A 26,416-nucleotide genomic window follows, 5' to 3' on the forward strand; every position below is an offset into this window, starting at 1 on the left:
ATATGTTTGAGTGGATTGCTGATCCCAATGCCTGGCTGGCGCTCGGGACACTGATAGTGCTGGAAGTGGTTCTGGGTATCGACAATATAATATTCCTGTCGCTGGTAGTGGCTAAATTACCGGAAAAACAACAGGATAAAGCCAGAAGGCTGGGGCTGATGGCGGCAATGCTGATGCGGCTGGCACTGCTGGCGTCTATCGCCTGGGTAGTGCGACTGACTCATCCGCTGTTTACCGCTTTTGGTCATGCTCTCTCTCTGCGGGATCTTATCCTGATGGCGGGCGGGCTGTTTCTTATCTGGAAATCGGCAAAAGAGATCCATGAAACTATCGAGGGCGGCGAAGAAGTGCACGAAAGTCGTGTGCATTCCTTTGCCGGAGCGATTATCCAGATCATGCTGCTCGACATCATCTTTAGCCTGGATTCTGTCATCACCGCCGTCGGATTGTCTGATCATCTGTTTATTATGATGGCTGCGGTCGTGGTTGCCGTGGTCATGATGATGTTTGCAGCAAAGGCTATCGGAGAATTTGTCGAGCGGCACCCGACGATAAAGATGCTGGCGCTGGCGTTTCTGATCCTGGTGGGCTTTACCCTGCTGCTGGAAAGTGTGTCGATACACGTGCCGAAAGGCTACATCTATTTCGCCATGTTTTTCTCGATGGGGGTAGAGTTGCTTAACCTGTTACGCACTAAGAAGAAATCACATTAATCCTCTTCCGGCGGAAAGTCTCCCTTTCCCGGACGCTTTCCGCCGGAGTCCCGTCTTATCCTTTCTTTTCGCGTTTTTTTGCGTGTTATCATCGGTTTCAGAACGCTCCTGTTTGTCTGCAGCAGATAAATCATTTATTACTATATCATCTAATAAACTGACAACAGCACAGAGGAGAGCCATGAACGGATTACGTATCATTGCAGCCGGCGGCATTATGCTTAGCGCAATACTACTTGGCGGCTGCAGCAGCCATTATGTAATGGCCACGAAAGATGGCCGTATGATTATGACCCACGGAAAACCGGAAATCGATAAAGATACAGGGCTCGTCCGGTATACCGACGAGTCCGGGGATCAGGTGCAGATCAACGGGGATGAAATTTCCGGCATTATCGAACGCTGATTTCAGCCTGCTGCTGTTCCGGCGGTAGTCGCGGGTACATTTTCCTTTCGCGCTATCCCTTCGCCGGTTATAGTCCGGGAAGGCCTTTTTTACCCGTAACCACAGAAGGAAGCCAGCAATGCACTATCACCGCATTCCCCATAGTTCGCTGGAAGTCAGTCAGCTGGGACTGGGTACCATGACCTTTGGCGAACAGAACAGTGAAGCCGATGCCCACGCGCAGCTCGATTTTGCCCTGAGCCAGGGAATTAACCTGATTGATACTGCCGAGATGTATCCCGTTCCGCCACGCCCGGAAACTCAGGGCCTGACGGAGAAATATATCGGCAGCTGGCTGAAAAAAACCGGTAACCGCGACAAAATTGTCCTGGCAAGCAAAGTGGCTGGCCCGATCCGTGGTAATGATGCGTCTATCCGGCCTGGCCAGGCACTGGACCGCAAAAATATCCGGGCCGCCCTGGATGCCAGCCTGCAACGACTGAATACCGATTACCTCGACCTCTACCAGTTACACTGGCCACAGCGACCGGCGAACTTTTTCGGGCGTCTGGGATATGAATATACCGACGAGAACGTGCCGGTCACCCTGCTGGAAACCCTGGAGGCTTTAACTGAGCAGGTCCGTGCCGGGAAGATCCGTTATATCGGTGTTTCTAACGAAACGGCATGGGGTGTCATGCGCTACCTGCAACTGGCAGAAAAGCATGACCTGCCACGTATCGTCACCATTCAGAACCCGTATAGTCTGCTGAATCGTAGTTTTGAAGTCGGTCTGGCAGAAATCAGCCAATATGAAGGGGTGGAGTTACTGGCATATTCGTCGCTGGCTTTTGGTACGCTGAGCGGAAAATACCTGAACGGCCGGCAACCTGCCGGGGCGAGAAATACTCTGTTCAGTCGTTTTACCCGATATTCCGGTGAGCAGTCTGCGCTGGCGATTGAAGCTTACGTGACTCTGGCACAGCGGCACGGGCTGGACCCTTCACAGATGGCACTGGCGTTTGTCCGTCAGCAACCTTTTGTCGCCAGCACCCTGCTGGGAGCCACGACTCTCGAACAGCTGAAAACTAATATCGATAGTTTTAACCTCACACTGAGTGCAGAAGTCATCGCTGAGCTGGAGGCTATCCATCGGCGCTTTACCTACCCTGCTCCCTGACTTGCCTTCTCTGCACCGCCGGGCGGTGCAGAAATCCTCAGGCACGGCGCGGTTTCAGCCACTGCCAGCCCCAGAGTACAGTGATCCCCAGCGCGAATAAGCTGCCAAAGGCACAACCCAGTACCAGCGGAGGTGCGCCCAGTTTGACCGCCAGCGCATAGACTGTCAGCATCCCCAGCATGGCCACATTTTCCCCCAGATTCTGCACTGCAATCGCATATCCGGCCCCGACAGACGCCCTGCCACGTACCTGCAACAGCGCATTCAGCGGCACGACAAATACCCCGCCACAGACACCGGCAATGATCAGCCAGAAACCGGCACTATAGAGGTGGTGCATCAGCGTAAAAATAATCACCACTCCGCCCAGCAAAATACCGGCCGGGAAGCAACGCCGGGTATTCTTCAGGGTAATCAGCTTGCCGGCCAGCAATGCTCCGCCGACAATACCTATCGCGACCAGCGCATTCAGCAGAGTCGGCATCGTATTATCCGTGACCCCTAATGCCACCGGCACCCACAGCACCAGCAGGAAACGTAAAGTTACCCCGGCTCCCCAGAACAGGCTGGTACCGATCAGCGAGAACCGGGTTTCGTAGTCCTGCCAGAGGATGCGACAGGCTGCAATAAATTCCTGCAGCATGACCCGCAGATTCAGGGATTGCGCCGGTCGGGCTGCCGGCAGCCCCGGGATCATGGTATTCGCCAGCACCGCCAGTGCGTAGATCACCGCACACATCAGCAGGGCCGTGGAAACATGCCAGTCGGCAAGCATCCCTCCGGACAGGGACCCCAGCAGAATAGCGGCAATGGTTGAACTTTCCATTAATCCGTTACCCCGAATCAGGTCGTCCTCAGACACCAGCTCCCCCAGAATGCCATATTTCGCGGGGGAGTAGGCCGCAGCCCCCATTCCCACCAGCCCGTAGCCGATAAAAGGGTTAAAGTTAATGCCAATCAGCACAGCACCGATAAATTTCAGGCCGTTAGCGACCATCATCACCCGCCCTTTGGGAAAGCTATCCGCAAACTGTCCGACAAAAGGTGCCAGCAGAATGTATGCCACCACGAAAACCATCTGCAATACAGGTTGCGTCCAGTCCGGATAGGCATATTTTTTCATCAATGCCAGAGTGGCAAATAACAGCGCGTTATCGCCGAAAGCCGAGAAAAACTGTGCAATCAGGACAGGCCGCAGCCCCTCTCTGCCGGCCGGCGGCGCTATAATGATATTACCCATGATCCCTTACCACTGTGGACTCTGTTGTCGCCATCGTTTTAAGCTGCTGATAATCCGGTTTGCCACTGCCCAGCAGGGGCATCTGTGACAGCCAGCGAATATCACGCGGCACACTCAGTTCGCTATAGCCCAGCTCACGGCTGGCCTGTAACAGCGTGTCACGCGTCAGCATGTTATCCGTAGTAAACAGCACCAGTGCCTCGCCGCGCGTTGCATCGGGTCTGGCGACAGAGGCATGCTGATGTTCCGCCGACACCTTCAGGGCCAGGGTCTCCGGGATCTCCAGAGAGACCATTTCTCCCGCCAGTTTGGCAAAACGTTTCACCCTGCCCTGAATACGGCAGAAGCCGTCGCTATCAAAACTGACCAGGTCGCCGGTGTCATACCAGCCGGGTTCCATGACGCCTTCACCGTTATCGGCGGAAGGCGGTTCAATCACCCCGGGGGCCGTCGCCCGCAGGTAGCCTTTCATCAGGTTAGGTCCCCGCACCTGGAGCCGTCCCCCGTCTTCAATGCCGGGCACCGCGAGCAGCCGAAAGTCCATCGCCGGAAGAATACGACCGACCGTATTAAAGCGGGCCGCCATCGGCACGTTAATCGACAATACCGGCGCGCATTCTGTCGCGCCGTAACCTTCCAGGATGCGTAAACCAAACTTTTCCAGATAGAGATCGCGGGTGGATGCCGGTAGCCGGTCAGCACCGGCGACCACATAACGAATACGCGCAAAATCATAAGGGTCAGCAAAACGGGCATACTGCGCCAGGAAAGCCGGGGTACCGAATAACACGTTGCAGTTCCGGTCGTAGACCAGCTCGGGAATAATGCGGTAATGCAAAGGGCTGGGGTAAAGTAAGGCCTCTGCACCGGTAAAAAGTGGTGTAAACAGGCCGACTGTCAGACCAAAGGCATGGAACAGCGGCAATGAAGACATGAAACGGTCGCCCGGCCGGAAATCGGCCACTGTGCGGATTTGTTCGACGTTAGCCAGCAAACTCTTATGGCTGTGCACGACACCTTTCGGATCCCCCTCTGACCCGGAAGTAAACAGGATCACCGCCGCATCCTCGGGGGACTGCGGGGCCTGCGCCCGTTCCGGTTGCAGCAGATGACGGAGGATCCACAACTTATCGCGGAACGTCAGTGCCCCTTTCAGGTCTTCCAGATAAACCCAGTTCACCCCCTCCAGCCCTTCGGTCAGGTGCCAGAGTTTGCCTTTATCGAGGAACTGTCGTGAGGTAAAAATGGTGGTGATTTTTGCTGCATCGACCGCCACCTGCAATCCGCGCACTCCGGCAGAGTAGTTAAGCATGGCAGGAACACGTCCCCGCAAAATCGCCCCGAAAATCACCGCCGGGGTAATGGACGTATTGGGCAGTAACAGTCCGGGTGTCTGCGCGGGCGGGCAGTATTTATCGAGTAGCCGGGCCACGCCAAGCATCTTTTTCAGCAGTTTCCGGTAACTGTCAGGCGGGGATAACACATCCGAGATACAGGTACGTCCCGGTCCGTATCGCCGGGCGGCACTAAGAAATGCCTCAAACAGCGTCTGCCGCGGGCGGGCCGCCATCCGGGCTTCCATCATAATGTGATGCAGATGTTCACCGGCCTGAGCGCGACGCTGACGGGCGGCAGGTGCTGCAGGCATCGGTATACGGGTGCCGGGCAGAATATGCAGGTCAATCTGCGGGAAGGGGCGACGCGGAATTTCACCGCTCTGACGGGCAAACCAGCTGTATTCTGCCCCTTCGATACGTATCGGCACAACGGTAGCACCGGTTTTGGCGGCCAGAAAGCCGGCTCCGCTGTAAATTTTCATCAGTGAACCGGTGATACTGATGCGCCCTTCAGGGAAAACCACCACCGGGCGTCCCTGATTGATCAGACGAATAAGCTGCTTCACAGAGACCGGTTTTAACGGGTCCAGCGGGACAACCTCGACCAGCGCCCGCACAATTTTCATATACCAGCAGTCAGAAAGGCCCGACCAGACTGCAAAGACCGGTTTAACCGGTAAGAACAGGCTCAGTAATATGCCATCAAGAAAAGAGGTATGGTTAGGAGTAATCAGTAATTTGTCATGCTGAAAGGGTGACAAATCGCCGTGCACCCGCACCCGCCAGAAAAGACGGCAGAGTCCACGCAACAGACTAAACATCCACTCTCCTTAATATTCAAACAGTCGTACCCGGATTAAACACGTTTGTGTCGCAGGACACAATTAATCAGCACAAAATGTCGCTATTTTTTTTACTCCGGTCACAGTCCGATGGTTTTCTGACCGGAGCAAAAAAGAGAAGAGTGAAGAAGGGAAATTACTGGCTGTTGCCGGCCGGGGCATCCGGTAATTCAGAGGTGCTCCAGCCCCCGCCGAGGGCAGCAATCAGTGCCACACTGGTCGCCCATTGGGTGCTCTGTAGCCCCAGTAAACTCTGGCGGGCACTGAGGCTGCTGTTTTCGGTGGTCGCCACGTCAAGGTAGTCAATCATCCCGGCATTATACTGATTGCGGGTCACTCTGGCAGACTCAGCCGCCGCATCACTGGCAGCTTTCTGAGCCGCAATTTCGTCGTTCAGGGTATTCAGCTCGACCAGGTTATTTTCCACATCCTGTATCGCCGTCAGTACGGTCTGGCGATAGGTGGCCACACTGGCATCATAAGAGGCACGGGCCTGTTCAACTTTCGCTGAGGTCGCCCCGAAGTCCAGTACCGTCCCGCTCAGTTCCGGTCCCAGCGACCAGACCCGTTCAGGCAGCGAGAACAGATTATGCAATACGCTGGACGTAAAGCCGCCGCTGGCAGACAACGTCAGGTCCGGATAATAACCGGCAATCGCCACTCCGACCGCTGCGTTAGCCGCGGCCACATTACGCTCAGCATAGGCGATATCCGGACGTCGTTGTAACAGGCTCCCCGGCAGACTGACCGGGATGGCCGGTAATGTCGCGGTAAACGGGGCCGCCGGCAGCGAGAACTGCGACGGTGTTTTACCGATCAGCAAGGCAATCGCATGTTCCAGCTGCGCACGCTGCCACTGATAATCCAGCGCCGTTGAACGGGTACTGGCCAGCTGCATCTGTGCCTGTGCCAGCGTACCGCGATCCTCAGTGCCCGCCAGGTATTTATTATTAATCACCCGCAGGTAGCCTTCATACGCGGCAATACTCTGCTTATAGAGGGCAATCCTTTCATCCATAATCCGCAACTGGAAATAATCCTGTGCCAGTTCAGACTGTGCGCTGAGCGTGGCATTGGCAAGCTCCGCCGCACTCGCCGAGGCATTGGCCCGGTCTTCTTCCCGCTGGCGACGCAGACTGCCCCAGAGATCCACTTCCCAGCTGGCGGTCAGCCGTGCGGAATGACTGTCAGCAATACTCTGCACCGGGGAACTGCCATTCGTATGACTGGCCGCGCGCGTCGAGCTGCCATCGACACTCAGCGATGGGAACAGCGCCGCTTTCGATGCTGCGGACAGTGCGCGGGCTTCACGATACTGTGCGGCATACATGGCGATATTCTGGTTGGAAATCGCCACCTGCGGCATCAACTGATTCAGCACCGGGTCGTTAAAACTCCGCCACCACTCCCCTTTCGGTTCGGCATCCTGTGGCGTTGCCTGCTGCCAGCCTTTGGCTTCTTTAAAATGTATCGGCACATCTGCCGACGGACGATGATAGTCCGGGCCGACCATACAGCCACTGAGCAGCAATACCAGGCAGATCGGGGTAAGTTTTTTTACTGTTTTCATCTATCAGGATCCTGAGGCCCGCAGGCGGTGCCATTGTCGTTTTGTGGCGCGGCTCAGCCGGTCCAGCCACAGATAGACCACCGGGGTGGTAAAAAGGGTCAGCAACTGGCTAAGCGCCAGACCGCCGGCAATCGCCATGCCCAGCGGACTGCGCAGATCCGCATCCCCGCCGCTGCCAAGCGCCAGAGGAAGTGCACCGAAGAAAGCCGCCAGCGTGGTCATCATGATAGGGCGGAAACGTTTAACACAGGCCTCCGTGATGGCATCCTGCGGGCTAAGCCCCTGTTTACGTTCTGCATCCAGCGCAAAGTCGATCATCATAATGGCATTTTTCTTTACGATACCAATCAGCAGCACAATACCGATCAGTGAAATCACCGTTAGCTGGGTATTGGTGAGGATCAGCAGCAGCAAGGCCCCTACGCCCGCCGAGGGCAGGGTCGAGAGAATAGTCAGCGGATGAATATAACTTTCATAGAGCATACCCAGCACGATATACACGGCAGCCAGCGCTGCAGCAATCAGCCACGGCATGGTGGCCGTCAATTGGGTAAATGCCGCAGCCGTCCCCTGGAAACCGGCCTGGATCGTATCCGGCAGACCGATTTTCGCCATCGCCTGATTAATCGCGGCCCGGGCTTCTTCCAGTGAGGCCCCGTCCGCCAGGTTAAAGGCCAGTGTACTGGTGGCCGACTGCCCCTGATGGTTGACCGTTAGCGGCGCGTTGCCGCCACGGAAACTGGCAAAGGCTGACAGGGGGACGCGGTCACCACTGTTGTTAATGACGAACAGTTTTTGCAGCTCCTCCGGGTCACTGGTTTGATCACTTTGCAGCATCATCACCACATGATACTGGTTCAGCGTTTTGTAAATGGTCGCTATCTGGCGCTGGGCGAACGCATTATTCAGCAACGTATCCAGCATATTTACATTTACGCCTAAGCGGCTGGCCCGATCACGGTCGATATCGATCATCACTTCCTGGCCACCGGTTTGGGAGTCCGAATCCACGTCGGTTAACTGCGGGATAGCCCGTAATGCAGCCGCCACTTTCGGTGTCCAGGTGCGTAACAGGTCCAGGTTATCGGCCTGCAGACTGTATTGATAGGTCGCATTTGCACTGCGTCCGCCAATATGTAAGTCCTGGGCCGCCATCAGGAATAACTGAGCTCCGGCCACATGACTGGCTTTCATACTCAGCCGGTTGGCGATTTCGGTGGCGTTCCCTTTCCGTTTGTCGAAATCCTTCAGCCGGACAAAGAAATTCGCTGTATTACGTGACCCGAACATACCGCCGCCCATTGAGGACATCACACTTTCTACCGCCGGGTCTGAGCGGATAATCCGGGTAAACTCGGCAACTTTCGGTTTCATCGCCTGGAAAGAGATATTCTGGTCAGCACGCGCCATGCCCATCAGTAACCCGGTGTCCTGGTTCGGGAAGAAGCCTTTCTGAACCACCGAATAAAGAAACAGATTCAGCAGTACCGTCAGCAACAAACTGATCATGGTCAGTTTCTGGTGTGCCATCACCCAGGTCAGCCCGCGGCCGTAAGCGGCAGACAGCCGGTTAAGCTGTTTTTCTATCCAGCGAAATACCGGATGTGGCGGCTGTGTCTCCGGAGGATGACGCTTAAGCAAACGGGCGCACAGCATTGGCGTCAGGCTGAGCGAGACAAACATCGAAATGACCAGCGAGATACTGAGGGTTACCGCAAATTCACGGAACAGACGACCGACAATACTGCCCATCAGCAGAATAGGAATAAAGACCGCAATCAGCGAGATGGTCATCGATAAAACAGTAAAGCTGACCTCCTGTGCCCCGCGGACAGCAGCCCGTACCGGCCCCAGCCCCGATTCGATATGGCGCATAATGTTTTCCAGCACCACTATCGCATCATCCACCACGAACCCGGTGGCGATAATCAGCGCCATCAGGGAAAGGTTATCCAGGCTGTATCCGAGCAGGTACATCACCATGCAGGTCCCGATCAACGAGACCGGTAATGCCAGTGCCGGTATAACGACCGCCCGCCAGTTACGCAGGAAAACAAAGACCACCGCAATCACCAGCAATACGGCCGTCAACAGAGTCTCTTCGGTATCGTACAGAGAAGCCCGCACCAGCGGGGCCCGGTCAACCACCAACTGCAGACTGGTGTCTGCCGGAATTGAGGCCCGCATTGCCGGTAGCTGTGCCTTAATGGCATCGATAGTCTTCAGCATATTGGCACCGGCCTGGCGGGTCACACCAATCATTACCGCCGGTTTACCGTTCAGAAAACCGGCGCTGTACTTATCCTGCACACCATCGTAGACGGTGGCGACATCATGTAAGCGTACGGCTTTGCCATTCCGGTAGAGAATGATCAGGTTACGGTAGCGGTCGGCACTCTCCAGCTGACCGTTACTGTCGATAGACCAGGAGAAGTTTTTCCCTTCCAGTATCCCTTTCGGCAGATTTGTGGTGCTGTTGGCCACCGCCGTTCTGACAGTGTCCAGCGAGATCCCGTACTGCGTCAGCTTTTCCGGTTGCAGATCAATACGGACCGCCGGTAATGCACTCCCCATCAGGGAAACCTCACCTACTCCCTGCACCTGCGATACCACCTGCTCTATCTTACTTTCGGCGAGGTCATATAACTCTCCGGGCGGACGCGTGGAAGAGGTCAGGGCCATCATCACTATCGGCGCATCTGACGGGTTAGCTTTCCGGTAAGTCGGCATTGAGGGCATACTGCTCGGCAGTAAACTACGGGCCGCGTTAATGGCCGCCTGCACATCCCGCGCAGCACCGTTGATATTCCTGTCCAGAGAAAACTGCAGAATGATCGTTGTGGAGCCCTGAGAGCTCCTGGACGTCATTTCGGTTATATCGGCGATTTCCCCCAGCGCACGTTCCAGCGGGGTGGCGACGGTCGCCGCCATCGTTTCAGGGCTGGCACCAGGCAGGCTGGCACTGACCATAATGGTCGGAAAGTCGACCTGGGGTAGCGGAGCGACCGGCAAAAGCCGGTACCCCAGCGCCCCCAGCAACAGAATTGCCAGCGTCAGCAAAACGGTTGCAACCGGCCGGAAGATAAACAGCCGGGTAATACTCATGACTCCCTCCGTGCGGCATCACGGCGACGTTTGATAAAGCGTTTGCCACGCTGTGATAATCCGTCAAACCAGAGATAAATCACCGGGGTGGAGAACAGCGTCAGTACCTGGCTGACAATCAGACCACCCACGATCACAAGCCCCATCGGCTGACGTAATTCCGCTCCGGAGCCCGATGCCAGCATCAGAGGTAACGCCCCGAGTAATGCGGCCATGGTCGTCATCAGTATCGGGCGGAAACGCAGCAGACAGGCCTGATGTATCGCCTCCCGCGGGGACAAATGCTGTTTATTTTCGGCTTCGAGTGCAAAGTCGATCATCATAATGGCATTCTTTTTCACGATACCAATCAGCAGGATGACACCGATAAGGGCTATCAGACTGAACTCCGTTCCGGTCAGCAGCAATGCCAGCAGTGCACCGATCGCGGCCGAAGGCAGCGTCGACAGGATAGTGACCGGGTGGATAAAGCTCTCATAGAGAATGCCGAGCACCAGGTACATGGTCAGCAGTGCGGCCAGGATCAACCACAGAGTATTGGCCGTCGCGCTCTTAAACGCCGATGCCTCCCCCTGATACTGCAGATTGATGGATGACGGCAGGTTTAACTGCTGAACAATGTCACTAATGGCCTCTTGCCCCTGTTCTATCGAGTACCCCTGGTTCAGGTTAAAGGAGACCATGACGGCCGGGTACTGATTCAGACGCATATTCATCAGGGACCCGAGCCGCTGATGGATAGTGGCAATAGATGTCAGCTTCACCATTCCGCTGCGGGTGGTGGTGGTGTCTGAGCTGCTGCCGGCGGAAGCAGCACTGCTGGCAGGATCACTGGTATCAGTTACCGAAGACTTCAGATAAATATCGTCCAGCGATTGCGGACTGACCTGATAATCCGGCGCGACTTCCAGCACAACACGGTACTGGTTCGCCTGAGTAAAGATGGTCGACACCAGACGCTGACCAAAGGCGCTGTACAGTGCAGTGTCGACATCCGCAGCGGTGATCCCCAGCCGTGACGCTTTATCCCGGTCAAGGTCAACGTACGCAATACGGCCCTGATCCTGCAGGTTACTGACCACACTGTTAAATTCCGGACGTTTTGCCATCGCGGCAATCAGTTGCGGTGTCCATTTCACCAACTGTTCGCTGTCCAGTGAGGCCAGCGTAAACTGATACTGACTGGGTGTGACCTGATCATTGACGGTCAGATCCTGCGCCTGTTGCATATACAGACTGATACCGGGCACCTGATGAGCTGCCTGTTGCAACTGTTTGACAATCTCATCGCCACTGTCGCTACGTTCTGAGAAAGGTTTCAGGTTAATTTGCAGACGACCACTGTTCAGGCTGGTATTCGTCCCGTCAATACCGATAGTAGAGCTCAGCGACTCCACAGACGGGTTTTTCAGCACTATCGCCGCCAGTGCCTGCTGACGCCGCGCCATTTCCTGGAAAGAGACATCCTGCGAAGCAATAGTGGTACCTTCAATCAGCCCGGTGTCCTGCGGCGGGAAAAACCCTTTAGGCACCAGTACATAGAGCAGGGCCGTCAGTGCGAATGTCGCCACCGCAACCCATAACGTAATTTTCTGGTGGTTGAGTACCACATTCAGCAGACGGTCATAACCGCGGATAATACGGTCAAAACCGGCCCCCACTTTACGGGAGAAGCGGGACTGTTTCTCTTCCGGGACATGACGAAGTAAATACGCACATAACATCGGTGTCAGGGTCAGAGAAACCACCAGCGACACCAGAATAGAGACCGCCAGGGTAATGGCGAACTCCCTGAATAAGCGCCCGACCACATCCCCCATAAACAGCAGCGGGATCAATACCGCAATCAGAGAAAACGTCAGCGAGATAAGGGTAAAGCCGATCTGCTGAGCGCCTTTCAGGGCAGCTTCTAACGGTGATTCCCCCTCTTCCAGGCGCCTGGAAATATTCTCGACCATCACGATGGCATCATCAATCACAAAACCGGTCGCAATGGTGAGTGCCATCAGTGACAGATTGTTCAGGCTGAAGTCCAGCAGGTACATCACACCGAAGGTTCCGACCAGTGACAACGGCACCGCCACACTCGGGATCAGCGTCGCAGACAGATTACGCAGGAACAGAAAGGTCACCATCACCACCAGGGCTATCGACAACATCAGCTCAAACTGAACATCACTGATAGAAGCACGGATAGTCTGGGTACGGTCAGAAATAACGTTCAGTTTAACGCCATCCGGCAGGGCTGCCTGCAGCGCCGGGAGTTGGGCTTTAATACTGTCGACCACCTGAATCACATTCGCGCCGGGCTGGCGCTGCACGCTGAGGATAATTGCCGGCTGACGATCCGCCCAGGCCGACTGAAAGCGGTTTTCTGCCCCCTGCGTGATAGTCGCGATATCTTTCAGGCGCAATGCCGCACCGTTTTGCCAGGTCAGGATGAGATTGCCGTATTCCTGCGGCGTTTTCAGCTGATCATTGGCATCGATGGTCACCGAGTGATACTTGCCGTCAAAGCCTCCTTTTGAGCCATTGACGTTGCTGTTATTGATCAGGGTATCCACATCCGAAAACGTCAGATTATGTGCCGCCAGGGCCTGCGGGTTCAGCTGGATACGGATGGCGGGCTGATTCCCTCCGGCCAGCGTCACCAGCCCTACCCCGCTGATTTGTGACAGTTTCAGAGCAACACGGGTATTAACCAGATCCTGAACCCGGGTCAGTGGCATCGTGTCTGAGGTTGCCGACAGAGTGATCACCGCCGTATCGGCCGGGTTCACTTTTTTATAGGTCGGCGGATTAGGCAAATCCCCCGGTAACAGGCTGTTTGCCGTATTAATAGCGGCCTGCACTTCCTGCTCCGCCACATCCAGTGAAATATCCAGCCCGAAACGCAGAGTGATCACCGAAGAGCCTCCGGAGCTTTCGGAGGTCATCTGACTCAGGCCACTCATCTCACCTAAATTACGTTCCAGCGGCGCGGTGATGGACGTGGACATGACATCCGGGCTTGCCCCCGGATAGAGTGTAGTCACCTGAATGGTAGGATAATCGACCTGTGGCAACGCAGACACTGACAAAAACCGGTAAGCAAAAATACCGGAAAGCAGTATGCCAACCATCAGTAATATGGTGGCGACCGGTCGTTGTATAAATAGCCGGGAGGGATTCATTAATTCTTCGCCTGTGAACGCTCTTTGTCTGAAGGAGCCCCGGCAGCCGCCCGGGCTTCACTGCTATCCACGACCGAGACTTTGGCACCGGTGGTCAGTCTGTCGATACCTTCGGTGACCAGCCGCTCCCCGGGTGTCACTCCGCTCAGGATGGCCTGCTGATCACTGCCATAGGCCGGGCCGGGGGTCACACTACGGCGGGTCACCGTATCGTCGGCGTTGATCACAAAGACAAAGCTGCCATCACTGCTGATCTGTAAGGCCTCGGCCGGGATCACCGTCGCATTGTTCAGCACTTCGGTCTGCAGACGCAGGTTAACAAACTGGTTAGCAAACAGCGCTTCATCCGTATTCGGGAACATCGCTTTCAGCTCCACGCTACCCGTACTGGTATCAATTTCGTTACTCATAAACCGTACTTCACCCTGTGCAAGTACGGTGCTGTAGTTCTGATCGAAGGCGGTCGCAGGCAACGCTTCGCCGTGATGCAGCGTTTTGACCAGTTGCGGAATATTACTTTGCGGTACGCTGAAGGTGACGGCGGCAGGCTGCATCTGCGTAATGGTGACCAGTGCAGTACTGGATGCCGTCACCATATTGCCGGGGTCGACCAGACGCAGGCCGACACGACCACTGACCGGCGCAGTAATACGTGAATAGCTGATATTAATTTTTGCACTATTAATCTGTGCTTCATCTTCCTGAATCGCCCCGGTGTACTGCCCGACCGTCGCCATCTGGCTTTCCAGATCCTGCCGTGACAGGGAATCCTCAGCATATAGCTTACGGTAGCGAGCGAGTGTCAGCCTGGCGCTGGTCAGCAGGGCTTTATTTTGGGTCAGCGCCCCCTCATATTGCTGCAGAGTCGCCTGATAAGTACGGTCATCAATTTGTGCCAGTAACTGCCCTGCCGTCACTTTCTGACCTTCGGTGAAATAGACTTTATCCAGCTGGCCGTCGACACGGCTGGTGACGGTAACACTGGCATTCGGCACCGCGGTTCCCGGTGAACTCAGGTAAACAGGCACATTCGCCTGCGTCGCGGTACCGGCATGAACCAGCGTGGCACTGCCCCCGCCATGCATTCCCATGCGATGACCTCCCGGCCCGGGCATACCGCCGCTGCTTCCGGAGAACCAGACCCGCCAGATAACCCCGGCAATAATCAAACAGAAAACACCTGCCAGAAGCCATCTCAGCCAGTGATTTCGAACGTTTTTTTCAGTGTTATTTGTCATCAGATTTTGTGGTTATCAGAGAAATGGGGCACTGCAAAGAGTGGTCTCTTTGTGCAGCGGCATTGATGTTACTTGCCCTATTATTGACAACAGTGACGATATATTTCTACCGTCAAAGCGTAAGGTTTGTGTTAAAAAGTGTCGGAAGCCGCCCGTCACCGGGGAGTGACGGTGATAAAAAAGATAAATTTTCGACGTGTCGGGTGACGGCCCCTCTCTGCACCAGGGGCGGTGCAGAGGGGCTGCGCGAAGAGTCAGGGTGTCGTTTGAGAGGTATTGGTGGTGTACAATGCATCCGGCGGAACGTTCAGATATTTAAGCACCGGCCCCATAATATTCCCGAAAACCGGAGCTGCCACCGACCCGCCAAAGTGAGCACCCGCTGTCGGATGGTTAACCATAATCACCAGTGCCACAACCGGATGACTGGCCGGCGCGACACCGGCCGTATAGTTAATATACCCGCCGTCATATTTACCGTTGGACCCCATTTTCTCCGCCGTACCGGTTTTTATGGCCAGACGGTATCCGGGAACGGCCGCACGGACACCGGACCCTCCGGGCAGCGCATCACTTTCCATCATATGGACGACACTGCGTACCACATCGTCATCCGCGACCCGGGTGCCTTCCACCGGCGGGGTGACTTTGGTGATAGATAACGGACGATAGATGCCGAAGGAGCCGAGGGTCGCATATTCACGCGCCATCTGTAACGGCGTCACACGCAGACCATAGCCGAAAGCAAAGGTGGCACGTTCGATATCTGCCCAGCGCTGACGATGCAGCGGAAAATACCCGGTACTTTCGCCGGTCAGTCCCAGGTCGGTCGGCCGGCCCAGACCGAAGGAGCGGTAAGTATTCACCAACACGTCAGCAGGCATCGCCAGGGCAATGTGCGACACGCCGATATCACTGGACTTCTGCAGGATCCCGGTCATGGTCAGACGTGGCCAGTGACCGACATCGCGGATCAGGTGGCCGTTAACCACATAGGGCGTGGTATCAATCACCGAATCCGGACGTACCAGATGGCGTTGTAACCCTTCCATCACCACCAGCGGTTTCACCGTGGAGCCGGGCTCAAAGCTATCGTTAATCGCCACGTTACGCATCTGTACCGGGGTGGCATCATCGTAGTTGTTCGGGTTATACGACGGATAAGAGGCCATACCCAGCACTTCGCCGGTATCGACTCTGACCATGACGGCGGCGCCGGAGTCGGCTTTATTCAGTAAGACCCCTTCGCGCAGCTTGCTGTACATGGTGTACTGGATAAATTTATCAATACTCAACTGCACGTTCGGTGGCTGAGAGGGGGGCTGGTAACTGATCATCGAAATGATATTACCGTGGCGATCCTGGCGGTATTTCTCTTTACCCGGCTCCCCTTGCAGGATCTTATCGAAGCTCCTTTCTATACCGTTAAGACCGCTGTTATCGGCCCCGACAATACCAATCAGCGGTGCCGCGGCATCCCCCATCGGATAGAAGCGACTGTCATCGTACACCGAGGAAATCCCCGCCAGATGTAACTGCGAAATATCCTTGGCGATGCCCAGTTCAACTTTACGCCCCAGATAGAGAAAACGTTTTTTCGGGTTGGCGGTGATTTCGGCCGCCAGTTCTTCCGGACGCATGTCCAGCGCAGACGCCAGATAGTTCCACTTCGCACCATAGAAATCAGGGTTTGCTTCAAGGACTTTCAGAGGATCGGCAATAATGTCACGTGACGGCACACTCAGCGCCAGCGCATCGCCATTGCGGTCGAGCAGGGTTCCGCGGTTCGTCGGCAGGATCACGGTACGTAATGAACGCTGGTCAGCTTCACGCTCCAGCATAGGATGGTCAAGCAGCTGTAGATCACCGACCCGCAACAGCAGAAAAGCCAGACAACTCACGACACCAAGGCACACCAGGCGAAATCGGAAAGGGTTAAAGGTTTTGTTGATCTGGTCTTTACCCAGCATCTTTTTTATCCGGGGCATAACAATCCGCTGAATTAATAAAATAAGTCGATCTGACGATGTTTTATAATGAATTTACCCGCAGGATCACAGCTAAAGTGTGTATCAGTTGGTAATAGTCCGTTATCACAGAACAGTGATAGCATATCAGGCGGTCGGGAAAAATGGGGATGTGCGGTAAAAAAAAAGCATTCGTGCAAAAAAAAACCTGCGCTTCCGCGCAGGCTGGTGTAATCAAAAACTTTGATGTTCACCCATCAATACCTCTGGGACAGTTAATTTACCAGGTAAGCGCCTCAAGCCACCACCCTATAAACGCAACTATTCTCCGCAAAATGTAAGCAGCTATTTAAAATTTAACCTGCCGAAATGCCACGGCGCTCTGAACGTCCCCCCCGCCCGACGGCCTGAAAAGCCACTGACGGAAGCAATTTGGGCGATATCGGCCCGCAGACCGCTCTGCGGCTTGCAGTTCGCGACGTTTTCCGTAACACTCCCCGGATATGTCACTCTCCCCCCGGACACAACTGAATGGCTACCATAAAGGATGTTGCCAGACTTGCCGGTGTTTCAGTCGCGACTGTTTCCCGTGTTTTAAACCATTCTCCGAAAGCCAGTGAAGCCTCACGTCAGGCCGTCCATGCGGCGATGCAGCAACTGCATTATCAGCCCAATGCCAATGCACGGGCTCTGGCACAACAGACCACCGCAACGATTGGCCTGATCGTCGCGGATGTGGCTGATCCGTTTTTTGGTGCCATGGTGAAAGCGGTCGATGAGGTCGCCAGTCAGACCGGCAACTTTCTGCTGATCGGCAACGGTTATCATAATGAGCAGCAGGAAAGGCTCGCGATACAGCAACTGATCCGCCATCAGTGTGAAGCACTGGTCTTACATGTCAAAAAGATACCGGATGATGAGCTGGCCGGGTTAATGCGCCAAATCCCCGGCATTGTTCTGATCAACCGCACCCTGCCCGGCTTTGAATCACGCTGTATCGCGCTGGATGATAACTACGGTAGCTGGCTGGCAACCCGCCATCTGATCCAACAGGGGCACCAAAATATTGCGTTTATCTGCTCGGACCATGCGATTTCAGATGCCGGTGACCGGCTGGAAGGTTACTACCGGGCACTGAATGACCATCAGATCCCACAGGATCCGCAACGGGTCGCATTCGGTGAGCCGGATGAAACCGGAGGCGAAAAGGCGATGATCAGTCTGCTGGCGCAAGGAAAGACGTTCAGTGCTGTCGCCTGTTATAACGATTCGATGGCGGCCGGTGCGCTGGCGGCATTAAACGATAACTGTATTCCTGTGCCACAGCAGATGTCGCTGATGGGTTTTGATGATGTACTGGTCAGCCGGTATGTGCGGCCACGGCTGACCACTATCCGCTATCCGGTAGTGACGATGGCACAGCAGGCTGCCACCCTGGCTCTGGCTTTATCCAAACGTCAGCCCCTGCCTGCGGTGACACACCTGTTCCATCCGACACTGGTGATCCGTCATTCAGTGGCACAGTATAATCCGCCGGGCTGAAGCGCCCGGCGACGGCAGGTCAGACGCCGGCATCCAGTTCTAACGCCAGTAACTCATCAATGGTCTGCGCGCGGCGAATTTCACGCACCTGACCACCTTCAAACATCAGTTCGGGGATCAGCGGACGGCTGTTATAACCGGAAGACATGGAAGCCCCGTACGCCCCGGTATCATGAAATACCAGATAATCCCCGACCCGGGCTGCGGGCAGTGGCCGTGGGGCGATGGTCCCGCCTTCAAGCTGGGTAAACACATCCCCGGACTCACATAACGGGCCGGCAACCACGGTGTCCTGAAGCGTATTGGTTTCCGGCGCACGGTTATCTGCCGGCATGACTGAGATTTCATGGTAAGAACCGTACATGGCCGGTCGCATCAGGTCACTGAACCCGGCATCGACCAGTACAAAATGCCGGCTGCCCATAGCTTTTACCGCCCGCACCTGGCTGACCAGTACTCCGGATTGCGCCACCAGGAAACGGCCCGGCTCAATTTCCAGTTTTACCGGATGCCCAAGGTGGCTGGCAATACGCTGACGCGCCGTATCCCACAGGCTGAAATAGTGCCGGGTATCAATTTCATCTTCACCGTAACGGTAGGGAACGGAAAGCCCGCCACCGGCAGAGATGGCAGGAATATCTGCCCCGCTTTCTGTGACCTGGCCGACCATGGCATCACAGACCTGCTGCAGGTGCTGATAATCCACCCCGGAACCGATATGCATATGCAGCCCGGCGAGGGTTAACCCGCGGTCACGGACCACCTGTAACGCCTGCCCCAGCTCCTGATACCAGATACCATGTTTGCTGTTTTCACCGCCGGTATTCGTTTTCTGGCTATGTCCGTGACCAAAGCCCGGGTTAATACGAAGCCAGACACGGTGCCCGGGCGACACTTCCGCCAGCTGGTGCAGCATATCAACAGACCCGGCATTAACCGCTATTTTCAGTTCTGCCACCCGCTGCAGTACGCTGTTATCCAGCACATCGGCGGTGAAAACAATATCGTCACCTTCCGGCTGAAAGCCTGCCACCAGCGCCCTTTCGATTTCACCCAGCGAGACCGAATCCACTTTGACACCCGCAGCATGCATCAGTCGCAGGATATGAATATTGGAGCAGGCTTTCTGAGCAAAACGGATGACATCAAAATCACGCAGTTTTTCAATCTGCTGCAGGATGACATCGGCATCATAGGCCCAGAAAGGACCGGTATATTGCTGTGCCAGAGGCAGCAGATTTTTCTGGTTTAATGCAGTTTCAGTGGTGGCTAACGGGCGCGGCATAATTTCATATCTCCTGTACGATAGCCTCCAGTAAGCCACAGGGAATCCATATTGAAAAATATCAATTTATCTTTAACCTATTCATTTTTGATATACATTATATGACCGTGTGCACCCGTGCCGGTTGTCACCTGACAGCCATTAACGGGGATGACAGAAAGCGCGGCTTACAGAACCGCCCGCTTCCTCACACATTTGACGGTTATCGATTACCCTGTAATGTACACGGACCGTTATTTTCTGCGGTTACCGCCCCCCGGACAGGAGAGAAATTGATGAAGAAAGCACTGCTTCTGGCAGCAGGTTTGTTCTGCTCTGCCAGCACACTGGCCGCCGCCAGCCAGCCTTTTCCGCCGCCCTCTGACCAGAGTCCGGCCAGAAACCTGGCACAGGAAAACCGGAATCTGCAACTGGTCTATCACTTTTATAATCAGTTCTTTAATGACCATGATCTCAGCGCCGCCGACAGAGACCTCTCGGCCGGGTATATCCAGCATAATCCCCATGTGCCGGATGGCCGTGCGCCTTTTGTGCACTATTTTGCCGGCTATTTTAAAGCGAATCCGCACGCACACTCCGTGATCAGTCAGTACGCCACTTACGGCGATCGTGTCTTTTTACGGGTACATTCCGTGCGCAATCCTGATGATCGCGGGCGGGCTATCGTCGATATTTTCCGCGTGAAAGACGGAAAAATTACAGAGCACTGGGATTCGGTGCAGGATGTGCCGGCAACTGCGGCCAATAACAACACAATGTTCTGATAAGCCGTTTTTCTGCCCTGCCTTACCGGCAGAGAAACGCGAACAAAGAGGCCCTGCACCCGCTAAACCCCGGGTGCAGGGCGGATAAGGTAAACAGGGAATGCAAAAAATTAACTGGCGTCAGATTGAAATATTTCATGCCATTATGACCCGTGGCAATCTGACTCAGGCGGCAGAGTTTCTGCATACATCACAGCCGACGCTCAGTCGCGAGCTGGCACGCTTTGAACAGCAACTGGAAGTCACGCTGTTCAGCCGTGTGCGCGGCAGGCTACAGCCGACCGTGCAGGCTCTGCGCTTGTTTGAAGAGGTCGAGCGTAGCTGGTATGGCCTGGAGCGCATCAGAGAGACCGCCGAAGGATTACGGGATTTCCACCAGGCCGAGCTGACGGTAGCCTGTCTGCCTGCCTTCTGTCAGTCACTGCTGCCTTCGTTGTGCCAGCCTTTTCTGCAACGTTATCCCGGGGTAAATATGAACATTATCCCGCGGGAATCCCCGCTGCTTGAAGAATGGCTGTCAGCCCAGCGTTATGATCTGGGCCTGACGGAAACCTGCCAGCAACCGGCCGGCACTGAGCTACTGCCCCTGCTGACGGTGGACGAGGTCTGTGTTCTGCCGGCCAGTCATCCCCTGGCCGCCCGACCGCAACTGGCCCCGGAAGATTTTTCCGGGCTCCCGTTTATCAGTCTGTCGCGGGATGACAGCTATCGTCAGCTACTGGACACGCTGTTCCGCGAGCATAATATCAGCCGGCAGTTACGGATGGAGACACACAGTGCCGCATCGGTCTGTGCCATGGTGAAGGCAGGGGTCGGGGTATCGATCATTAATCCGCTGACCGCGCTGGATTATGCCGGCCAGGGAGTGGTTATGCGGAAGTTCAGCATCAGCGTCCCCTTCACTGTCAGCCTGATCCGCCCGCTGCACCGTCCGGACTCGTCACTGACCGGGGCCTTTATCCGCCACCTGCAGCAACAAGCCGGACAATTCGTCCGGCAGATAGCCTGTCAGTTACAGACAGACTGACAGCGTTTACGGATGTGCCTGCGGCCCGGGGGAGCGTGAGCCACCACGGAAGATAATCAGGGTGGTCAGCAGCCCCGCCACGGCCAGGATGGCGGCTGCCACAGGCACCCCGCGCAGGCCCGCGCTATTTTCTATCACTACACCGCCCAGCCAGGCCCCCAGCGCGTTACCGAGATTAAACGCAGAAATATTCAGGGTAGACACCAGGTGCGGGGCATCATGACCATAACGGACCACGTTAATCTGCAACGCAGGTACCAGTGAAAATGCGGCCATCGACCAGAGGAATAGTGTGATTTCCGCCAGTAAAATCTCTCCGCTGCTCCAGCGGAATAGCAACGAAAATACTGTCAGCAAACTAAAACTCAGCAGAAGGCTTAACGAAAGCTTACGATCGGCCAGCCGGCCTCCCAGGGTATTACCGAGCGTCAGGCCTGCCCCCATCAGAAACAGCGTCCAGCTGACGCCGTCTGCGCTGATCCCGGTAATATGTATCAGCATCGGTGCGATATAGCTGAACAGAGCAAACATCGCCGCCGAGAACCAGACGGTCGTCAGCAGAGAAAGCCATAGCTTACCGTTATTAAGGGCCCGGACCTCACGCATCAGAGAAACCGGCTTTTCATCTTTATCTACCGGCAGGCTGATCATCAGCGCAATAAACGCCAGCAGACCAATACCACTGACAGCCCAAAAGGTGGCTCGCCAGCCATATAACTGACCAAACCAGGTGCCCAGAGGTACCCCTAAGACATTCGCCAGGGTCAGCCCGGTGAACATCAATGCCACCGCCGACGCCTGCCGTTCCGGTGCGACCAGTCGCGACGCTACCACGGCACCAATACCGAAGAAGGCTCCGTGACAGAGTGCAGTCACCACTCTGGCCAGCATCAGGAAAGAGTAACCTGACGCGGTAGCACATAGCAGGTTCCCGAGAATAAAAATCAGCATCAGCAGCAGTAAGGTTCGCTTACGCGGCAGCCTGGCCGTCAGCATTGCCATCACCGGTGCACCGATAGCGACACCGAGAGCATAACCACTGATCAGCCAGCCTGCAGAAGGAATAGACACATGCAGGTTAGCGGCAACATCCGGCAGTAATCCCATAATGACAAATTCAGTCGTACCAATGGCAAAGGCACTGAGTGCCAAAGCCAGCAAAGCGACGGGCATAATGACTCCTGTAACAGGTAATGGGTTCAGCGCACGAAAACTAAAACATGGCCGATAGCTGAACTGAGAGAGATAAAATTATTATTCGTTAAGTAAAGCACAGGCGTCAGGTAAGACAAATAGCAAAAAATGCAAAGGATTATTGTACTGAACGCAATAATTACGCGGTAATAATCACGTTTATCCCCGGGTGCCGACGGGGGATTACGTTATCATCCTTTATAGTTTACCCCCGGAGAAATTACGATATTATTCAGCCAGCATCGTAATTAACCAAAATACGGAATGTATTACCGGTGCATTTTACTAATAGTGTTAATAACACCCGCTGACGCGATCTTTCTGCAGAAGTTTAATTTACCCACAGCGTTCATTCTCATTCGATGTGATTACCCGCACAATATTCATCCCTGCCCTGAGGTATAAAAGAGGCGTTGTCTTTTTTGTTCAGGATGAAATTAACTACGACAGGGAAATCACCATGAAAAGAATCTTACTGTGTTGTGCGGCCGGAATGTCCACCAGCATGCTGGTGGCTCGCATGCAGAAGTATGCCAGCGAAAATCACCTGGCAGTAGAAATCAATGCCATCAGTATCAATGAGCTGGAAGACCATATCCACCACTGTGACTGTTGCCTGCTCGGGCCACAGATAAAATATAAACTTTCTGATATTGAAGAAAAACTTTCCCCCCTGAATATCCCGGTCGCGGTAATCAACACGATGGATTACGGAATGATGCGCGGTGATAAAGTCCTGGAATCCGCCTTAGCCATGTAATGCACCCGGGGGTAATATGGATATAAACAAAATTTTCGGCTCGCTGGAAAAGTTTATGCTGCCTCTGGCGGCAAAACTCTCTTCCCAGCGCCATATTATGGCTATCCGTGACGGATTTATTACCGTCATGCCATTTATGATTATAGGTTCTTTTGTTCTGATCTTTGCCTACCCGCCATTTACAGAAGGTAATACGTTTTTTATTGCCCGTGGCTGGCTGTGGTTTGCCAGCGAATATAAAGAACAATTACTGACGCCCTATAATATGACGATGGGCATTATTTCGGTGTATATCTGCCCGGCTATCGCCTATTGCCTGGCCCGCCATTATAAGCTGGAAGGATTGAATATTGCCTTGCTGGCTCTGGCCGCTTTTATGCTGCTCTGTTGCCCGATGGCAGAGGGCGTTATGGCGGGGCAGTTTCTCGGCGGAACCGGTATTTTCACCGCGATCATCGTCGCCATCATTATTACCGAAATCTCGCGTCTGCTGGTCCTGAAGGATATCGGTATCCGTTTACCTGAACAGGTGCCGGATAATATTCGTAAGTCGTTTAATCAGTTGATCCCGATGGCCCTGATGCTGATTGTGCTGTTTCCCGTCAGCCTCGGCGTACAGTCTTTGAGCGGCATGCTTATCCCGCAGGCCATCATGGCGGTATTCAGTCCGCTGCTTTCCGCCTCGGACTCATTACCGGCGGTGATCCTGGCGGTGGTTATCTGCCATGTGCTCTGGTTTGCCGGTATCCACGGGGCCAGCATCGTCGGCGGCGTTTTCCAGGCCTTCTGGCTGACTAACATTGGCCTGAATCAGATGAATATGGCCAGCGGCATTCCGCCGGAGCGTATTTTTGTTGAGCCGTTCTGGGCCTTCTTTATTTTATTCGGAGGCTCCGGTGCCACCATTGGCCTGGTCCTGCTGTATCTGCGCAGTAAATCTGCCCACCTGCGCTCTATCGGGAAAATCTCGCTGGTTCCGGCCATCTTCAATATTAATGAACCGGTGATTTTCGGCTCCCCGATTGTTATGAATACCCTGTTTTTCATTCCCTTTATCCTCAGCCCGATGGTGAACGGCATCCTGGCCTGGTTCGCCATTAAATATGGCCTGGTGGAGCATATTGTCTCACTGGTGCCCTGGACCGCCCCCGCCCCGATAGGTGCGGCATGGGCTGCCGGCTGGAATATCAATGCAGCATTACTGGTGATCCTGTTGATCGTTATCTCCGCAGTGATCTACTACCCGTTTTATAAGATCTACGAGCGCAGCCTGCTCGCGGCAGAATCTGACCCGGAGGAGTGATATGGAAATCGATGAAGAGATGCTCATCAGCTTAATCATCAGTGCCGGAGAAGCAAAGTCCTGTGCGATGGAGGCGATCCGTGCGGCACGTAACGGTGAATGGGACAATGTACCGCCCTTATTAAAGCAATCGGACGATGCCGCCCGGGAGTGCCATAACGCTCAGACCCGAATGATAGGAGAAGATGAAGGCTGCGGAAAAATCCCTGTCAGCCTGATTATGGTTCATGCTCAGGACCATATTATGAATGCCATGCTATGCCGCGAAATGGCTGAGGAGCTCGTCTGCCTGTACCGGAAGTTTAATTCACTCACCTCACAGAGTAAGGATGCCTGATGAAAATTGTCACTATCGGAGGAGGTTCCAGTTATACCCCGGAACTGATTGAAGGTTTGATTCTGCGCCAGAAAAAATTGCCCATTACCGAGATCTGGCTGGTAGATATTGAAGACGGTAAAGAAAAGCTACAGATTGTCGGTGAAATGGCCCGCCGCATGGTCGAAGCCGCCGGCCTGAACTGGCAAATCCGCCTGACCCTGGATCGGAAAGCCGCACTGAAAGACGCCGACTTTGTTACCACGCAGTTCCGGGTTGGCTTACTGGAAGCCCGGCAAAAAGATGAATGTATTCCGCTATCACACGGTTATCTGGGACAGGAAACCAACGGTGCGGGCGGGATCCTGAAAGCCTTTCGTACCATCCCGGTCATTCTGGACATTATCAAAGATATGCGTGAACAGTGCCCGGAGGCCTGGCTGGTGAACTTTACTAACCCGGCCGGTATGGTCACTGAAGCAGCTATCCGCTACGGGCATTGGGAAAAAACTATCGGCCTGTGTAATGTTCCGTTCAGCCATATCGAGCAGGCGAAAAAAATTCTCAATCAGCCTGAAGAATCGTTATTTTTTAAATTTGCCGGACTCAATCACTTCCACTGGCATCGCGTCTGGGATCGCCACGGAAAAGAGCAAACCCGGGTACTGATTGATGCTATTTATGGTCAGCATATGCAAAATGAAGGGCTGACCAATATTCATCAGATCCCTTTCTATCCGGAGCTGGTGCGCCATCTTTCTATTCTGCCTTGCGGTTATCACCGTTACTACTATCTGGAAGAGCAGATGCTGGCGCATTCAGTCACAGATTTCAAAGCGTATGCGACCCGTGCAGAAGTGGTAAAAGAGACAGAGAACCGCTTGTTTGAGCTGTATAAAAATCCTGATCTGAAGGAAAAACCGGAAGAACTCGCTCAGCGCGGAGGTGCCCATTACAGTGATGCGGCCTGTGACCTGATTGAGTCTATCCATAATGACAGCCGTAAAATGATGGTGGTCAGTACCCGTAACAACGGTGCTCTGACCGATTTGCCTTACGACAGCATTGCCGAAGTGACTGCAGTGATCACCTCTCACGGGGCTGAGCCACTTAACTGGGGCACATTCCCGCCGGCTGCGCGTGGTATGTTGCAGGTGATGAAGGCCATGGAACAGACCGTGATTGAAGCCGCAGTCAATGGCGACTACGGTGCAGCGTTGCATGCATTTACCATTAACCCGCTGATCCGCGCCGGGGAAACCGCAAAACAGGTTCTGGATCAGTTACTGTACGCACATAAAAAATACCTGCCACAGTTCGCCGACACTATCGCCCGGATAGAGGCGGAACAACCTGCCGATACGCAGTATGTTGATCAGTTACTGGCGGATCGTAAACTGCATCAGAAATAATCGCCACTCCCTCCGGCGGCTCTTTTCGGGGAGTCGCCACCTCATGCCATCTCTTTTTCGTCA

19 protein-coding genes are annotated in these 26,416 nt (G+C 54.5%); 10 read left to right on the plus strand and 9 right to left on the minus strand.

The features are described from left to right. Positions 1-2: 2 nt before the first annotated feature. The 3 genes from CG67_RS09195 to CG67_RS09210 all read left to right on the plus strand — a co-directional run bounded on the left by CG67_RS09195 (position 3) and on the right by CG67_RS09210 (position 2,278). Entirely contained in the window at positions 3-713 is a 711-nt protein-coding gene (locus CG67_RS09195) for a TerC family protein (protein ID WP_025902654.1), read from the plus strand. Positions 714-894: 181 nt separating this feature from the next. Further along, positions 895-1,119, plus strand: coding sequence for a YgdI/YgdR family lipoprotein (locus CG67_RS09205; RefSeq protein ID WP_025902656.1), 225 nt, complete (start codon positions 895-897; stop codon positions 1,117-1,119). A gap of 118 nt (positions 1,120-1,237) precedes the next feature. Further along, the gene (locus CG67_RS09210) at positions 1,238-2,278 is read left to right on the plus strand and encodes an NADP(H)-dependent aldo-keto reductase (RefSeq protein ID WP_025902657.1); all 1,041 of its coding nucleotides are present in this window, start codon (positions 1,238-1,240) and stop codon (positions 2,276-2,278) included. Positions 2,279-2,315: 37 nt separating this feature from the next. Here the strand turns inward: CG67_RS09210 and lplT are convergent, their stop codons facing one another. The 7 genes from lplT to CG67_RS09245 form a co-directional block, all read right to left on the minus strand. Beyond that, the gene (gene lplT, locus CG67_RS09215) at positions 2,316-3,518 is read right to left on the minus strand and encodes a lysophospholipid transporter LplT (protein WP_025902658.1); all 1,203 of its coding nucleotides are present in this window, start codon (positions 3,516-3,518) and stop codon (positions 2,316-2,318) included. Beyond that, positions 3,511-5,676, minus strand: coding sequence for a bifunctional acyl-ACP--phospholipid O-acyltransferase/long-chain-fatty-acid--ACP ligase (aas, locus tag CG67_RS09220; protein ID WP_025902659.1), 2,166 nt, complete (start codon positions 5,674-5,676; stop codon positions 3,511-3,513). Before aas ends, lplT begins: the two co-directional genes overlap by 8 nt. Positions 5,677-5,833: 157 nt before the next feature. Next, the gene (locus CG67_RS09225) at positions 5,834-7,267 is read right to left on the minus strand and encodes an efflux transporter outer membrane subunit (protein WP_025902660.1); all 1,434 of its coding nucleotides are present in this window, start codon (positions 7,265-7,267) and stop codon (positions 5,834-5,836) included. A 3-nt stretch (positions 7,268-7,270) separates the two neighbouring features. Next, positions 7,271-10,372: an efflux RND transporter permease subunit gene (locus CG67_RS09230; protein ID WP_025902661.1), complete on the minus strand. Its 3,102-nt coding sequence runs from the start codon at positions 10,370-10,372 to the stop codon at positions 7,271-7,273. Next, positions 10,369-13,545: a multidrug efflux RND transporter permease subunit gene (locus CG67_RS09235; RefSeq protein WP_025902662.1), complete on the minus strand. Its 3,177-nt coding sequence runs from the start codon at positions 13,543-13,545 to the stop codon at positions 10,369-10,371. Before CG67_RS09235 ends, CG67_RS09230 begins: the two co-directional genes overlap by 4 nt. Further along, positions 13,545-14,783 (minus strand): efflux RND transporter periplasmic adaptor subunit, encoded by a 1,239-nt coding sequence (locus tag CG67_RS09240; RefSeq protein ID WP_025902663.1) that lies wholly within the window; start codon positions 14,781-14,783, stop codon positions 13,545-13,547. Before CG67_RS09240 ends, CG67_RS09235 begins: the two co-directional genes overlap by 1 nt. Positions 14,784-15,037: 254 nt before the next feature. Next, the gene (locus tag CG67_RS09245; protein WP_025902664.1) at positions 15,038-16,771 is read right to left on the minus strand and encodes a penicillin-binding transpeptidase domain-containing protein; all 1,734 of its coding nucleotides are present in this window, start codon (positions 16,769-16,771) and stop codon (positions 15,038-15,040) included. A gap of 510 nt (positions 16,772-17,281) precedes the next feature. Here CG67_RS09245 and galR point away from each other — a divergent pair. Further along, positions 17,282-18,292: an HTH-type transcriptional regulator GalR gene (gene galR / locus CG67_RS09255; protein WP_025902666.1), complete on the plus strand. Its 1,011-nt coding sequence runs from the start codon at positions 17,282-17,284 to the stop codon at positions 18,290-18,292. A 19-nt stretch (positions 18,293-18,311) separates the two neighbouring features. Here the strand turns inward: galR and lysA are convergent, their stop codons facing one another. Continuing rightward, positions 18,312-19,577: a diaminopimelate decarboxylase gene (lysA, locus tag CG67_RS09260; RefSeq protein ID WP_025902667.1), complete on the minus strand. Its 1,266-nt coding sequence runs from the start codon at positions 19,575-19,577 to the stop codon at positions 18,312-18,314. Positions 19,578-19,852: 275 nt separating this feature from the next. Here lysA and CG67_RS09265 point away from each other — a divergent pair, with 275 nt between their 5' ends. Further along, complete coding sequence (locus tag CG67_RS09265; protein WP_025902668.1) at positions 19,853-20,341, plus strand: nuclear transport factor 2 family protein; 489 nt, start codon at positions 19,853-19,855, stop codon at positions 20,339-20,341. 100 nt (positions 20,342-20,441) lie between these two features. Further along, the gene (locus tag CG67_RS09270; RefSeq protein WP_025902669.1) at positions 20,442-21,368 is read left to right on the plus strand and encodes a LysR family transcriptional regulator; all 927 of its coding nucleotides are present in this window, start codon (positions 20,442-20,444) and stop codon (positions 21,366-21,368) included. 6 nt (positions 21,369-21,374) lie between these two features. Here CG67_RS09270 and CG67_RS09275 read toward each other — a convergent pair whose 3' ends face one another. After that, positions 21,375-22,541 carry an MFS transporter gene (locus CG67_RS09275; RefSeq protein ID WP_025902670.1) on the minus strand — a complete coding sequence of 389 codons (1,167 nt, stop codon included), beginning with the start codon at positions 22,539-22,541 and terminating at the stop codon, positions 21,375-21,377. Between the two features lie 481 nt (positions 22,542-23,022). Here CG67_RS09275 and CG67_RS09280 point away from each other — a divergent pair, with 481 nt between their 5' ends. Genes CG67_RS09280 through CG67_RS09295 form a run of 4 tightly spaced genes read left to right on the plus strand, consistent with a single transcriptional unit; the run spans position 23,023 to position 26,353 of the window. Continuing rightward, positions 23,023-23,322, plus strand: a complete 300-nt coding sequence (locus CG67_RS09280; protein WP_025902671.1) for a PTS sugar transporter subunit IIB — start codon at positions 23,023-23,025, stop codon at positions 23,320-23,322. A 16-nt stretch (positions 23,323-23,338) separates the two neighbouring features. Next, positions 23,339-24,625 carry a PTS sugar transporter subunit IIC gene (locus CG67_RS09285; protein ID WP_025902672.1) on the plus strand — a complete coding sequence of 429 codons (1,287 nt, stop codon included), beginning with the start codon at positions 23,339-23,341 and terminating at the stop codon, positions 24,623-24,625. Between the two features lies 1 nt (position 24,626). Then, positions 24,627-24,962, plus strand: a complete 336-nt coding sequence (locus CG67_RS09290; protein ID WP_025902673.1) for a PTS lactose/cellobiose transporter subunit IIA — start codon at positions 24,627-24,629, stop codon at positions 24,960-24,962. Next, on the plus strand, positions 24,962-26,353 hold the full coding sequence (locus CG67_RS09295; protein WP_025902674.1) for a 6-phospho-beta-glucosidase: 1,392 nt from the start codon (positions 24,962-24,964) through the stop codon (positions 26,351-26,353). Before CG67_RS09290 ends, CG67_RS09295 begins: the two co-directional genes overlap by 1 nt. The last annotated feature ends 63 nt before the right edge of the window (positions 26,354-26,416 follow it).

The sequence above is a fragment of the Tatumella sp. UCD-D_suzukii genome, assembly GCF_000611875.2.
In the GTDB taxonomy this organism is placed as follows: domain Bacteria; phylum Pseudomonadota; class Gammaproteobacteria; order Enterobacterales; family Enterobacteriaceae; genus Tatumella; species Tatumella ptyseos.